Origin of the sequence: Siccirubricoccus phaeus (assembly GCF_008360935.1) — a bacterium.
GTDB classification, from domain to species: domain Bacteria; phylum Pseudomonadota; class Alphaproteobacteria; order Acetobacterales; family Acetobacteraceae; genus Siccirubricoccus; species Siccirubricoccus phaeus.
In genome coordinates this window covers 200,300-214,128 of record NZ_SRXO01000010.1, presented here as the reverse complement: position 1 = coordinate 214,128, position 13,829 = coordinate 200,300, and the positions used below count along the sequence as shown (strand labels likewise).

The following is a 13,829-nucleotide window of genomic DNA, read 5'->3' as shown; positions in this document are numbered from 1 at the left end:
CCTTGAGTCAGGCCGGGCGCGCGGCGCCGGCGCGACGGCGCTGCATGCGGCGGATGAAGAGCAGGGTGCCGCCGATCACCAGGAAGGAGACAGCGGTGGTCAGCGTGCCGATGGCGAAGAGCGTCGGCGAGGTGGAGCTGGAGATCAGCGCATAGATCTCGAGCGGCAGGGTGTTGCGGTTGCCGGCGACAAGGGTGCTGCGGGCGTATTCGTCGTAGGAGAGGGTGAAGGCGCCCATCGCCACGCCGATGATGCCCGGCGCCAGGATGGGCAAGGTCACCCAGCGCAGCCGCTGGAAGGCGGAGGCGCCGAGATCGGTCGCCGCCTCCTCATAGGCGCGGTTGAAGCGGTTGAAGACGGCGAACATGGCGAAGAGCCCGAAGGGCAGCGTCCAGGTGAGCTGCGCCGCCAGCGCCGAAGTGAAGAGGTCCGGCTTCCAGTCGAACAGCCGGAAGCCGAGGCCGATGCCGAAGCCGACCAGCAGGCTCGGCATCACCAGGCTGGCGACGGCGAGGTAGAAGAGTACGCCCGAGCCGGGGAAGCGCCGCCGGAAGCCGAGCCCCGCCGCGACGGCGACCACGACGGTGATGCCGCAGACGATGGAGGCGAGCGCCACGGAGCGCCAGAAGGCGACCGGGATATTGGCCATCTGCCCCGGCTTCCAGATCTCCTCGAACCAGGTGGTGGAGAAGCCGACCATGGGGAAGGTCACGCCGCCATCCGGCCCCTGGAAGGAGAGGATGTAGATGACCGCCATGGGCCCGTAAAGGAACAGCAGGAAGGCCCCCATCAGCGTGGCCAGGGCATAGAAGGTCCAGGGCCGCTTCTCCCGCGGGTCGCGCGCCCGCCGGGCGCCGCCGACCATCATCGGACCAGCTCCTTCCGCACATCGACCACGCGCATCATCCCCGCGACCATCAGCGCGACGAAGACCACGAGGATCATCGCCGAGGCGGAGGCGGGCGGGTACTGCATGGCCTGGATCTCGGTGGCCAGGGCGGAGACGATGGAGGCGCTCTGGCCGCCGCTCATCGCCTTCACCACGAAGAAATCGCCCATCACCTGGGTGAAGACGAGGATGGAGCCGAGCGCGATGCCGGTCTTCGACAGCGGGATCACGATGTCCACCATCGTCCGCCAGCGGCTGGCGCCGGCATCGCGCGCCGCTTCCAGCAGGGCGGGGTCGATCTTGGAGAGGGAATTGGCGATCGGGCCGATCATCAGCAGGGTGAAGAGGTGGATATAGGTGACGATCACCGCGAAGGGGGAGAAGAGCAGGAAATCCAGCGGCGCCTCGATCAGCCCCGCCCCCATCAGCGTCTGGTTGAAGGCGCCGTTGCGGCCAAGGAAGGGGATCCAGGCGATGGTGCGGATGATGCCGGAGGTCCAGAAGGGAATCGCGCAGGCGAGGAAGAGCGCCGTCCGCACCGCGCTGCTGCGCACATGAAAGACCAGGAAATGCGCGATGTTGAAGCCGAGGAAGAGCGTCACGCCCCAGACGATGAAAGCGAATTTCAGCGAGCTGAGATAAACGCGATAGGTCGCCGGCGTCGTCAGCAGCTCGACGTAATTGTCCAGCATGAAGTCGGGATAGATGCCGACACGGTCGTAGTCCCAGAAGCTGACCACCAGGAAGGTCGCGGTCGGCAGGGCGAAGAAGGTAATCAGGATGAAGGCGAGCGGGCCGACCTGCAGCCAGGAGATGGCGCGTGGCGCCAGGCGGAAGCGGCGCTTGCGGCGGGCCGGCGCCGCCATGCCGGCGGGCCGGGCGGCGGCGGTTGCGGGCTCGGCCGAGGCGCTCATGCGGCCTGGGCCAGCGCGCTGCGGGAGCGCATCAACGGCAGGATGCGGGTGCCGAACTGCTCCATGCCGATGACGAAATCGTCGAAGGTCAGCATCACGCCGGCGACACCAGGCACCTCCGCCATCTCGTCCAGCATCTGCGCCACCTTGGCATAGGAGCCACAGAGCACGCCCTGGTTGGTCGGCAGCTTGTTCTCGGTCAGCCAGCGGCGGCGGTTGGGGCCGGCGAAGGGATCCTTGGAGGGGTCGTCGCCGGACTGGCTGTCGCGCCAGGCGATGGCTTCCATGTCGGTGCCGGCGACGTAATGCGCCCATTTCGCCTCGGCGGCGGCATCCGTCTCGTCGGCGATGATCATGGTCAGCACCAGGGCGCCGCATTTGCGGCCGGTCGCCTCGGTCGCCTTGACCAGGCGGGCAACGCTGGGCTCCACCGCCTTCGGCGTGTTGAAGCCGTAGCTGGCGCAGAAATTATAGTCGGCGTACTCCGCGGCGAATTGCGTGCCGGCATCGCTTTGCGCCGCGCAGATGATGGGGATGGGCTTCTCCGGCATGGGCAGCAGCCGGCAATCCTCCATCTGGAAGAACTCGCCCTTGAAGTCGGACCGGCCCGTCTGCCACAGCTCCTGCATCACCTTCACGTATTCGGCGCAGTAATCGTAGCGGCGGGCGTAGTGGGAGGCGCCGGGCCAGAGCCCCATCTGGGTGTATTCGGCGCGCTGCCAGCCGGTGATGAGGTTCACGCCGAAGCGGCCATGGCTGATGCTGTCCACCGTCACCGCCATGCGGGCGGCAATGGGCGGCGGCATGGTCAGCACGGCGCAGGTGGCGAAGAGCTGGATGCGGCTGGTGACGGCGGCAAGGCCGGCCATCAGGGTGAAGCTCTCCAGATTGTAGTCCCAGAAGCCGCTCGGCCCGCCAAAGCCGCGCAGCTTGATCATCGAGAGGGCGAAGTCGAAGCCGAAGCGCTCCGCCTTCTCCACGATGGTGCGGTTGAGGTCGAAGCTGGGCTTGTACTGCGGCGAGGTGGTGGAGATCAGCCAGCCATTATTGCCGATGGGGATGAAGACGCCGAGCTGCATGGAGCGTGATCCTTCGGTGGCAAGGGAAGGACGGGCCAGAGCCGCGCGCCCGGCCCGGGTCAGCCGGTCAGGAGGTGATGAACTCGTTCCAGCGGCGGGTGAGATAGCGGTCCTCATCCATCACGGAATTCCACACGGCGATATTGCCCATGCGCTGCCAGAAGGCGCCGCCGTCGCGGATTTCGCCGGCCTTGATGGCGATGCGGCCGAAGGGATCGGGCAGGTCGGTCGCGGCAGGCTTGCCGTCGTACCAGTAGTCCCATTCGGCGGGCGTCAGGAACTTCTTCACGTTCTCCGGCTGCGCCGAGTAGTAGCCCTGGCGAGCGATGACGGCGCCCTGGAAGCCCGCGCCGTACCAATTGGCGTATTCGATGGCGCAGTCGCGCTTCAGCCCGGTGAGGTGCTTCATCATGCCGAAGGTGTAGCCCCAGCCGCGATAGCCTTCCTTCAGCGGCTGGAAGATGCAGGGAATGCCGCGGGCGCGCACGGCGGAAACGGCAGGCGACCACATGGACTGGATCACCACCTCGCCGGACGCCATCAGGTTCACCGACTGGTCGAAGGTGGTCCAGAAGGAGCGGAACTGGCCGCTGCGCTTGATCTCCATCATGGTGTTGATGGTCTTGTCGATCTCGGCGCGGGTCATGTTGCCCTTGTTGCCGTATTTCAGGTCGCCGCGGGATTCGAGCGCCATGGCGACGTCGATGACGCCGACCGTCGGCTGGTCCTGCAGCGCCGACTTGCCCTTGAACATCGGATCGACGAGATCCGCCCAGCTTGCGACCGGCCGGCCCACGAGATCGGGACGGATGCCGAGCGTGTCGGCATTGGTGACGGAGGGAATGCCGCTGAGCCATTCCGTCTCGCCATCGGCGAAGCTCTTCGCATCCTGGCCGGTCACGTAGAGAACGGTGTAAGGCGCGACGCCCTGGGTGGAGGCGACGCGGCCATCCGGGTAGCGGCCCTTGACGAAGAGCGGGATTGTCTGGTCGAGGTTGCGGATCTTGGCGCGCGGGATGGCCTGCAGCACGTTGCGGCCGACCAGGTACTTCATGAAGGTGATGCTGACATCGGCGACGTCGATGGCGCTCGACTGCGACAGGAAGCGGTTCAGCAGGTCGGCATTCTCCACCGCCTGCATGCGCACGGTGAAGCCGAGATCCTTCGAGGCCTGTTCCGCGATCTGGTTGATCGCCGTCACCGGCGGGCCGGAATGCTGCAGGACGACGTCGCGGATGTTCTGCGCCCAGAGCGTCGGCACGCCGAGCGCGGCATTGGCACCGAGCGCTGCCTTCAGCAGGCCACGGCGACGCAAACGGGAAGAAGGGCGAGCGGGTGGCGAGGTGGACATGCGGTCTCCCGGCTGCCTTCGCAGCAGCGATCCAGTGAGGGTCCAGGAACCTGGGTGACCGGCGTGGGTGGGCGGAGCCGCCGTCCGAATAGTCGCAGACGATCCGCTTTTCCGGCAATGTATTTCTTGCCTGGAGGAGAGCCATACCGGCCGTTACCGCCCGATCTCGCCTATTTTTTGCACATGAACCGGTGTGTTCGGCCAACTATGTCGGCAGTCATGCCGGCTGAGGTCTCTGCACCGCCGCCGCCCGAACCATCGGCGCACGAGGCGACTCTTCGTTGTTCAGGCCGGGATTGCGGAGCCGGAGATGAAACATTGCGGTTCGAGACGCCGCCGGGCCCGGTCCGCATGGGCCCAGGGTGTGCGCCACGGAATCCCGCCACGCTTGTCACTCCCACCCTCGGGCGCCGCGGCGCCAGCCTCGCGGCCGACCCATGACGAGCAACGGGGCGCAGCGCGGCACCCGGACGCCCGTCCCATCCGGAGGATGCAACGACCATGACCGGAAAGGCTGAGGACAACCGCACGGCCGCACCGCCCGCCATGCAGAAGCCGCCCATCGTCTCGCCGCAGGATTGGGAGGCGGCGCGGCAGCAATTGCTCATCAAGGAGAAGGCCCACACCCGGGCCCGCGATGCGCTGGCCGCCGAACGCCGGCGGATGCCGTGGATGGAAGTGACGCGGGCCTATGCCTTCGAGGGGTCGAGCGGCCGGGTCAGCCTGCTCGACCTGTTCGAAGGCAGGCGGCAGCTCGTCCTCTACCGCGCCTTCTTCGAGCCCGGCGTATTCGGCTGGCCCGATCATGCCTGCCGCGGCTGCTCCCTCGGCGCCGACCAGGTGAGTCACCTGGCGCATCTGAACGCCCGCGACACCACCCTTGCCTACGCCTCCCGCGCGCCGCAGGCGGATATCGCGCGGCTGAAGGCGCGGATGGGCTGGACGATGCCGTGGTACACCATCACCGACAGCTTCGACGCCGATTTCGGCGTCGATGAATGGCACGGCCACAACGTGTTCTTCCGCGATGGCGAGCGCCTGTTCCGCACCTACTTCATCAACAACCGCGGCGACGAGGCGATGGGCACGGTGTGGAGCTATCTGGACGTGACGCCACTCGGCCGCCAGGAGAGCTGGGAGGAGTCACCGCCGGGCTATCCCCAGACCCCGCCCTACAAATGGTGGAACTGGCACGACAATTACGCCGCCGAAGCCACGCCCAACCCAACATGGGTCGCGGTGTCAGAGGCCGGGGAAGCGGCCTTCCGCAAGCCCGATCCCGGTACGGCGTCCTGACGCGGCTGGCGCGCTACTCCGCCGCCAGCTTGTGGCCGTATTCCGCCGCCGCCTGCTCGGGGCCCAGATAGCCGCGGCGCAGGTCGCGGGCGATGGCGGCCGGGTCGCGCTCCGCCGGCGGGCCGTAGCCGCCGCCACCGGGGGTGCGCACCTGCACCCAGTCGCCCGGCTCCAGCGCATAGCCCTCCCCCTTCGAGACATGCGGCGGCAGGGAGCGCGCGCCGCCCTGCCCTACCTCGATGGCAAGCGTCTCTCCCGGCCCACCGCCGAGCAGGCCGGCGGGGCCGGTGACGCCGTGATCCATGACGAAGGAGGCCCGCGCCTCGCCGCGCAGCAACTTCACCCGGTAATTCAGCCCGAAGCCGCCGCGATGCCGCCCGGCGCCGGCCGAGCCCTCGCGCAGCGCGTATTCCTCGTAGAGCACGGGGAAATGCTGCTCCAGCACCTCGATCGGCTGGGTCTTGGCGATGGAGAGGGAGGAGCAGCCATTGGTCAGCCCGTCGCCCTCGCTGTAGCCGCCATAGCCGCCGCCGCTGAACATGTACATGATGTAGCGGCGATCCTCCTCCGGGTCGTAGCCGCCCAGGCTGAAATTGCCGGAAGTGCCGAAGGGCGAGGCGAACATCCGCTCCGGCATTGCCTGGCCCATGGCGGCGAAGACCGATTCCATCACCCGCTGGCAGACCTCTGCCGCGGCGCCGGCGCAGGGACGGGGATATTGCGCATCGAGGAAGGTGCCGTCCTGGCCGCCGACCTCGATCGGAGTGAAGCAGCCGGCATTGATCGGTACGTCGGGGAAGACATGCTTCATCGCCACATAGACCGCGGAGGTGGCGAGGTCGCGCGGCGTGTTCATCGGCCCCTTGCAGGGCGGGCTGGATTGCGAGAGGTCGAAGCCGATGCGGTCGCCCTTAACATTCATGCGCAGCCGGACGGCCAGTTTCTCGAACACCACGCCATCACTGTCGCAGAAGGCGGTGCCTTCATAGGTGCCGTCCGGAATGGTGGCGATATGCGCGCGCATCAGCCGCTCGGAGCGCGTCTTCAGCTCCTCGATCGCCGCCTCCACCACATCGGCGCCGTAGCGGTCCAGCAGCTCCGTCAGCCGCCGTGCGCCGACGCGCAGCGCGCCGAGCTGAGCGCGGAGATCACCCAGTCTTTCCTCCGGCACCCGGACATTGTTGAGCACCATCTGCTGGATGTCCTCGTCCAGCACGCCGCGGCGGTAGAGCTTGACCGGCGGGATGCGCAGTCCTTCCTGCTGGATTTCCGTCGCGGTGCTATTGAAGCCGCCCGGCACCATCCCGCCCGTGTCCGACCAATGGCCGGTGTTGGAGAGGTGGCACCACAGCTTCCCGCGATAGTGGAAGGGCGCCAGCATGCGCACATCCATTAGATGGGTGCCGCCCAGATAGGGGTCGTTTACCAGGATGACGTCGCCTTCCTCCAGATCCCGGCGCAGGCGGATGATGTGCTGGGTGGAGAATTGCATGACGCCGATGAAGCTCGGCAGGCCGGTTTCGCCCTGGGCGATCACCTCGCCCGTCTCGCGGTGGTAGATGCCGTTGGCGCGGTCCAGCCCCTCCGAGATCACCGGGGAGAAAGAGGTCTTCTGATGCACCATGTCCATCTCGGACGCGACCTGGCGCAGCCCGTTCTGGATGACGGCGAGTTGGACGGGATCGAGGCTCATGCGGCGGCTCCGACCGAGATGACGAGGTTGCCGGTGGAATCGACCCGGAGCGTCGCGCCGGGATCGACGACGGTGGTGGCGTCCATCTGCTCGATGATGGCGGGGCCGGGCAGGACATGGCCAGCGGGCAGGGTCTCCCGCCGGTAGATCGGCGTGGTCCAGGCCTTCGTCCCGAACACCACCTGCCGGCTGGTGCGCGGCACCGGCTCGCCCACCGCCTCCGGCGCGAAGAGCGCCATGCCGATCTTTCGCCGCGTGCCGAGCACCGTGGTGCGCAGATTGGCCAGCACCACCCGCATCCCCGCCAGCTCGATATCGAAGCGCTGGCGATAGCGGGCGGTGAATTGCGCCAGCACCTCCGCCGGCGCGAAGGGCAGGGTCACCGCCATGCGGAAGACATGGCTCTGGCCGCGGAACAGCAGATCCGCCTCATGCACGGTGACGATGCCCTCGATGGGCACGCCCTCCCCTTCGATCAGCGCCCTGCCCTGCGCGGCGTGCTCGGCGAGGATTGCCTCCATCGCCGCGCCCTCCACCTCCAGCAACGGCCGGCCGATGGTGCGGACGAAATCGTGCCGGAGGTCGGCCAGGATGCAGCCCAGCGCCGAGGTGGCGCCAGGGAAGCGCGGCACCAGCACCTGCGGCACGCCGAGCTCCTGCGCCAGCGCCGTCGCATGCAGCGGCCCGGCGCCGCCGAAGGCAAACAGCGCGTAGTCGCGCGGATCCTCGCCGCGCTCGATCGACACCAGCCGGATGGCGCTGGCCAGGTGGTTGGTGGCGACGGCGATGATGGCGGAGGCAGCGGCAATGGCATCCAGGCCGAGCGGCTTGCCGATCTTCTCCAGGATCGCCGCCTGCACCACCTCCACCGGCACCGGGCTTTCGACGCCGGGCATGGAGGCGGGATCGAGCCGGCCGAGCACCAGATTGGCATCGGTCACGGTCGGCTCCGTGCCGCCACGGCCATAGCAGATCGGCCCGGGGCGGGAGCCGGCGCTTTCCGGCCCCACCTGCAGCAGCCCCGCCTGGTTCACCCGGGCGATGGAGCCACCGCCGGCGCCGATGGTGTGGATGTCGATCATCGGCACCCGCACCGGCACGCCATAGGCGACATCCTTCTCCGCCGAGATGGCGGGCGCGCCGTCGCGGATCAGGGTGACGTCGAAGCTGGTGCCGCCCATGTCGCAGCCGATGATGTTGCGCATCCCGGCCTCGACACCGACCCGCGCGGCGGCCAGCGCCCCGGCCGCAGGTCCGGACATCACCGTCTGCGCCGCATGCTCCGCCGCGCCCTTCGCCGTCATGGTGCCGGCATTGCCCTGCATCACCAGCAGGGTGCGCGGGAAGCCGCCGCGTTCCAGCGCGCCGGCCAGGCGCGAGAGGTAGCGCGACATCAGCGGCTGGATATAGGCGTTCACCGCGGCGGTGGAGCCGCGCTCGAATTCCCGCACCTCCCGCAGCACGTCATGCCCGACGGTGACGTAAGGGTTGGGCCATAGCTCCCGCACGATCTCGGCGGCCCGCAGCTCATGCGCCGGATTGGCGTAGGAATGCAGGAAGTGGATGACCAGCGCCTCGGCGCCCGCCTCGCGCAGCGCCTGCACGGCGCGGCGCACCGCATCCTCGTCCAGCGGGGTCAGCACCTGGCCGGCGGCCCCCATGCGCTCCGGCACCTCGATCCGCATCTCGCGCGGCACCAGCGCCTCGAAGCTGCCGGTCATGCCATAGGCGTTCGGCCTTGTGCGGCGGCCGAGCTCCAGCATGTCCCGGAAGCCCTGGGTGGTGATCAGCCCGCAGGGCACGCCCTTCCGCTCCAGCACCGCATTGGTGCCGACCGTGGTGCCATGGACGAAGCCCGCCACCTCGACGAGCGGCACGCCGACGCTCTCCAGACCCGCGATCACGCCGCGGGACTGGTCCTCCGGTGTCGAAGGAACCTTGCCGATGCGCCAGAGCCCGCTCTCGGGCTCCACCGCCAGGATATCCGTGAAGGTGCCGCCGACATCGACACCGACCTGCCATTGCGCCATGATTCAGGCCGCCTTGAACCGGCTCCAGGCCTCGACCCAGTCCTGGTAGTTCTCCGGGAATTCGTCGAGGAAGAGGCCATTGCGCATCACCGCCTCATAGTCGTCATAGCCGACCGTTTTCGCCTCCTCCGGCGTCAGCAGGGACAGGCCGGCCTTGGATGGAGAGACATAGCCCACCTTGCGGCCCATATTCGCCGCCTGTTCGGCGCCGATCGACCAGTTCATGAAGGCATAGGCGGAGTCCGCGGCGCCGCGATCCGCCACCTCCTTCGGCATGATCCAGTCATGCGTCCAGACCATCGCCTTCTCCTTCGGGTTGGCGATGGCGAAATCGCCGCCCATACCGCCATTGTTCAGCGACCAGGCCATGGAGATCCAGCCATCGCCGACCGCCACCACCTCCTCGCTCTTCAGCAGGGAGACCGCCTCGGCGAAGCCGCCCCAGAGCTTGCGGAAGATCGGCTTCTTGCTGATCAGGAAGGCGGTGACCTCCCGCAGCTCCCGCCCCGAGAGCCGCCAGGGATTGGCGTGGCCGAGGAACGCCGCCGCCTGGGCGATGGAGTAGCCCGGATCGTCGCGGATCGCGATCTGGCCCTTGTATTTCTCTTCGAACAGGATGCCGTAGCTGTCCACATGGCCGAGCTTCTTGCGGTTGTAGACCAGCGAATCGTAGCCGAACATGAAGGGCACGGAATAGCGGCGCCCGCCCCTTGTGGAGTAGGGCGTCCCGGCGAAGGCCGGGGCGAGAAGCTGCATGTTGGGGATCTTGGCCAGGTCCAGCGGCGCCAGCAGCCCGCGCTGCAGCACGACGGGGATGAATTGGCAGCTCAGGTTGAAGACGTCGAAGCTGCGGCCTGCGCCGGCAGCGAGCTTGGTGATGGTATCGGTGTTCGAGACCCAGCAGGTGACATTGGCCTCGATGCCGGTCGCCGCCTTGAACAGGCCGATATCCGCCGCGGTGCCCATGGTGTGGCAGAAGACCATGCCGTTCAGCGGGCGCCGTGTGGGCTGCGCCTGCGCAGTGGCGGCGCCGGCAAGCCCGGGCAGCAGGAAGCCCATCTTCAGCGCGTCGCGGCGCCCGAACCCCATCGTCATTCCACCAACTCCCCCTTGCGTGTGAGGCCGTTCTCAGCGCCGGCGGCGTCAAAGACCAAGGTCGCCTCGGCATCCCAGAGGCAGAGGATGGCGCTGCCGGGCAGCAGCGCGCCGGCGACATCGGCCGGGCCACACAGGCAGCGGATCGCCTCGCCGGTTTCGGTGCGGGCCTCCACCACCGTGCTCGGCCCCTGGAAGGTGATGCGGGTGATGGTGGCGGCCAGCGCATTCTCCCGCGCGCCGGACGTCGCGCCGACGGCGGCGATGCGCAGCCGCTCCGGCCGCACGCCGACGCGCAGGGCCCCGGCGGGCGGCGCGATGCCCTCCGGCAGATGCAGGGCGTTGCCATCCGCAAGCCGCGCCACGCCGCCTTCGGCCTGGCCGCGCAGCCAGTTCATCTCGCCGACGAAATCCGCGACGAAGGGCGTGGCCGGCCGGTCGTAGATCTCCCGCGCCGTGCCCACCTGCTCCAGCCCGCCATCGCGCATGACGGTGATGCGGTCGGCCAGCACCACCGCCTCCTCCTGGTCATGCGTCACGAAGAGGAAGGTGGTCCCCACCTCCTCATGGATGCGCTTCAGCTCGCCCTGCATGCGGCGGCGGATTTTTAGGTCGAGGGCGGAAAGCGGCTCGTCCAGCAGCAGCACGGCGGGGCGGTTGACCAAAGCGCGGGCGAGCGCGATGCGCTGCTGCTCGCCGCCGGAGAGCGTCTCCGGCTGGCGCGGGCCGAAGCTCGCCAGGCCGACCAGCGCCAGCGCCTCGCCCACCCGCTGCGTCACCTCCGCGGGTTTCACCTTCTTGCGGCGCAGCCCGTAGGCGACGTTGTCGAACACCGACATATGCGGGAACAGCGCGTAATTCTGGAAGACGGTGTTGATGTTGCGGCGATAGGGCGGCACCGCGGTCACATCCTCGCCCTGCAGCCGCACCGTACCGCTATCCGGCTGCTCGAAGCCGGCTGCGATCTTCAGCAGGGTGGATTTGCCGGAGCCGCTCGGGCCCAGCACGGCGATGAACTCGCCCGGCTGCACCTCCAGCGAGACCCGCCGCAGCACCTGCTTGCCGCGGAACCCCTTGTCGATGCCAATCAGCTCCAGATCGGGTCGGCGCAACAGCTTCATCCCTGCGCTCCTGCCAGCGCGGCCCGGCCTCGCCGCCTTCCGCTCAGCGCCAACAACCCCAGCGCGACGATGCCGAGGGAGAAGAGCACGGAAAGCGTCGCGATCGCGCTCGCCGCCGGCGAGGGATCGGTGAGGATGATGGACCAGAAATAGATCGGCAGGGTGTTCTCCGCGCCGATCAGGAAGAGGGTGCGGGTGAATTCGTCGAAGCTCAAGGTGAAGCAGAACAGCGCGCTGGCCAGCAGCCCCGGCAGGATGCGCGGCAGCAGGATGGTGGCGAAGACCGTCCAGGGTCCCGCGCCGAGATCGGCGGCGGCGGCCTCGATATTCGGGTCGAAGCGGTGGACCCGCGGGAAGATGTTCAGGAAGGCGAAGGGCACGGTGTAGACGAGATGCCCGAGCAGCGCCGTGCCCCAGAGCCCGGGCAGCAGCCCCAGCAAATTCCACAGCGTGATCTGCCCGACGGCGAGCACGATGCCCGGCATCAGCAGCGGCAGGATCAGCGCGTTCAGCATCAGCGCCTTGCCGCGGAAGGCGCGGCGGAAGGCCAGCGCCACGCCGAGGCCTAGGCTGGAGGACACCAGGCTGACCACCACCGCGAGCTGGACGCTGGAGAGGAAGGCGTTGCGGGCCAGCGCATTCTCCAGGCTCTCGCGATACCAGCGGGTGGTGAAGCCGCCCCAGGGCAGCCCGATGCCAATGGAATTGTTGAAGGAGAGCACCACCATGGTGATGACCGGCAGATAGAGGAAAACGTACACGGCGATGGCGAAGAGCCCGAAGGCCGTCGCCGCCCCGCTGCGGGAGAGCGGGCCCTTCATGATTGCAGGAACACCTTGGCCAGCGGCACGCGCCTGGCGACCAGCGCAATGACCGCCAGGGCCGCCAGCGCCAGCACGAGGGAAAGGGTGGCGCCCCAGGACCAGTTGAAGCTGGCGCCGAATTGGTCGGCGATGAGGTTGCCGTACATGATGCCGCTGGGCCCGCCGACCAGCCGCGGCGTGACATAGGCGCCGATCGCCAGGACGAAGACGGTCATCGCCGCCCCGGCCAGGCCCGGCGCCGAAAGCGGCAGCACCACCTGGCGGAAACTCGCCCAGGGCGAGGCTCCGAGATCGGCCGAGGCGCGCAGCAGATTGTCGTCGATGCGGTCGAGCGAGAGGTAGATCGGCACGATGCCGAAGGGCAAATAGACATAGACCATGACGAGCTGGACGGAGAATTCGTTGAACAGCAGCATATCCAGCGGCCGGTCGATGACGCCGGTCGCCAGCAGCACGCTGTTCACCACGCCGGTGCGGCCGAGCAGCGGCATCCAGGCATAGGTGCGGATAACGTAATTCACCCAGTAGGGCGCGAAGATCAGCAGCAGCAGCGCGGTGCGCCAGCGGGTGACCATCTTTGCCAGCCAGTAGGCGACGGGGTAGCTGATCAGCAGCACCAGCACCGTCACGGTCAGCGAGATGCGCAGCGATTTCAGCAGCAGCAGCCCGTAGAGCGGGTCACTGACCAGTTTTTCGTAGTTGCCGAGGGAGGGGGTGGTCTCCAACCCGAAGATGGTGGCGCGGAAGAAGGACATGCCGAACATGACGGCAAGTGGCGCCGCCATGAACAGCGCCAGCAGCAGCGCGGTCGGGGCGAGCTGCAGGCCGAGAAAGGCCTGCGGGCGCGGCCGCGCCGCCGCCAGCTTCGGCCCCTCCGCGGAAAGGCTGCCCAGGTTCGCCATACGCTCTGCCCGCCACTGCCTGTGGCTGGCTTTTAAGCAAAGCCTGTGCCAAAAACCCTTAGCCCTTTGCGACGGGCGGCGCGGCGCCGCCGCTCCCCAGGCCGGCTACCGCCCGCGCCGCGGCCAGCATCTCCTTCACGAAGCCCGGCAGCAGCTTGGCTTGCTGATCCGGCGTCAGCCCCTCCTTCTGGTACTCCACCTCCAGGCCGCGCTCCCTGGAGTAGGTGACGTGGATCCGGCCGGAGACCAGCAGCCAGGCCGCGGCCACCGCGAGCGGGAGCCCGAGGGCCAGGGTCAGGGACGCGCTCTGGTCGGTAAGCGCCAGCTTCTCTTCGATCAGTGGCCGCAGCTCAGGCTGCTCTGCCAGCAGCTTCAGCAAGGCCTTCGCCGCCTCGCCGCCCGGGTCGGCCGCCGGCCCCGCCTCCGCGCCCGGCGGCAGGGCGGTGACCGACTGCCTCTGCCAGCCGGCGGGCAATTGCAGCGCCTGCGCAAACGCCTGCAGATCATCGTCCGCCTCAGCCGCGGCCGCTTCGGACAGCGCCCCCAGGGCGGTGTTCCGCACCACCTCCAGGATGCGCACGGCGTTCTTCGGATGCAGCGCGGCGATCCTCGCCGCAAGCTCGCTGTCGGACATC

General features: G+C 68.2%; 12 protein-coding genes. 1 reads left to right on the top strand and 11 read right to left on the bottom strand.

The window, feature by feature from the left end:
* Positions 1 to 7: 7 nt before the first annotated feature.
* From E5N76_RS15850 to E5N76_RS15835, 4 genes are all read right to left on the bottom strand, one after another.
* Entirely contained in the window at positions 8 to 868 is an 861-nt protein-coding gene (locus tag E5N76_RS15850) for an ABC transporter permease (protein WP_235907722.1), read from the bottom strand.
* Complete coding sequence (locus E5N76_RS15845) at positions 865 to 1,803, bottom strand: ABC transporter permease (RefSeq protein ID WP_207791993.1); 939 nt, start codon at positions 1,801 to 1,803, stop codon at positions 865 to 867. Before E5N76_RS15845 ends, E5N76_RS15850 begins: the two co-directional genes overlap by 4 nt.
* Positions 1,800 to 2,882, bottom strand: coding sequence for a pyrimidine utilization protein A (gene rutA, locus E5N76_RS15840; RefSeq protein WP_149538282.1), 1,083 nt, complete (start codon positions 2,880 to 2,882; stop codon positions 1,800 to 1,802). The genes E5N76_RS15845 and rutA overlap by 4 nt, the downstream gene beginning before the upstream one ends.
* 67 nt (positions 2,883 to 2,949) lie before the next feature.
* The gene (locus E5N76_RS15835) at positions 2,950 to 4,197 is read right to left on the bottom strand and encodes an ABC transporter substrate-binding protein (protein ID WP_235907721.1); all 1,248 of its coding nucleotides are present in this window, start codon (positions 4,195 to 4,197) and stop codon (positions 2,950 to 2,952) included.
* A gap of 537 nt (positions 4,198 to 4,734) precedes the next feature.
* Between E5N76_RS15835 and E5N76_RS15830 the strand changes: the two genes are divergently transcribed.
* Positions 4,735 to 5,529, top strand: coding sequence for a DUF899 domain-containing protein (locus E5N76_RS15830; RefSeq protein ID WP_149538280.1), 795 nt, complete (start codon positions 4,735 to 4,737; stop codon positions 5,527 to 5,529).
* 13 nt (positions 5,530 to 5,542) lie between these two features.
* Here E5N76_RS15830 and E5N76_RS15825 read toward each other — a convergent pair whose 3' ends face one another.
* The 7 genes from E5N76_RS15825 to E5N76_RS15795 are packed head-to-tail and all read right to left on the bottom strand — an operon-like array spanning position 5,543 to position 13,828.
* Positions 5,543 to 7,222, bottom strand: coding sequence for a hydantoinase B/oxoprolinase family protein (locus tag E5N76_RS15825; RefSeq protein WP_149538279.1), 1,680 nt, complete (start codon positions 7,220 to 7,222; stop codon positions 5,543 to 5,545).
* Positions 7,219 to 9,252 carry a hydantoinase/oxoprolinase family protein gene (locus tag E5N76_RS15820; protein ID WP_149538278.1) on the bottom strand — a complete coding sequence of 678 codons (2,034 nt, stop codon included), beginning with the start codon at positions 9,250 to 9,252 and terminating at the stop codon, positions 7,219 to 7,221. Before E5N76_RS15820 ends, E5N76_RS15825 begins: the two co-directional genes overlap by 4 nt.
* A gap of 3 nt (positions 9,253 to 9,255) precedes the next feature.
* The gene (locus E5N76_RS15815) at positions 9,256 to 10,347 is read right to left on the bottom strand and encodes an ABC transporter substrate-binding protein (protein ID WP_149538277.1); all 1,092 of its coding nucleotides are present in this window, start codon (positions 10,345 to 10,347) and stop codon (positions 9,256 to 9,258) included.
* Positions 10,344 to 11,468, bottom strand: a complete 1,125-nt coding sequence (locus E5N76_RS15810; RefSeq protein ID WP_187830202.1) for an ABC transporter ATP-binding protein — start codon at positions 11,466 to 11,468, stop codon at positions 10,344 to 10,346. Before E5N76_RS15810 ends, E5N76_RS15815 begins: the two co-directional genes overlap by 4 nt.
* Complete coding sequence (locus E5N76_RS15805) at positions 11,465 to 12,289, bottom strand: ABC transporter permease (RefSeq protein WP_149538276.1); 825 nt, start codon at positions 12,287 to 12,289, stop codon at positions 11,465 to 11,467. Before E5N76_RS15805 ends, E5N76_RS15810 begins: the two co-directional genes overlap by 4 nt.
* On the bottom strand, positions 12,286 to 13,194 hold the full coding sequence (locus E5N76_RS15800) for an ABC transporter permease (protein WP_149538275.1): 909 nt from the start codon (positions 13,192 to 13,194) through the stop codon (positions 12,286 to 12,288). The genes E5N76_RS15805 and E5N76_RS15800 overlap by 4 nt, the downstream gene beginning before the upstream one ends.
* Positions 13,195 to 13,252: 58 nt before the next feature.
* Positions 13,253 to 13,828 carry a hypothetical protein gene (locus E5N76_RS15795; RefSeq protein ID WP_149538274.1) on the bottom strand — a complete coding sequence of 192 codons (576 nt, stop codon included), beginning with the start codon at positions 13,826 to 13,828 and terminating at the stop codon, positions 13,253 to 13,255.
* Position 13,829: the final 1 nt, after the last annotated feature.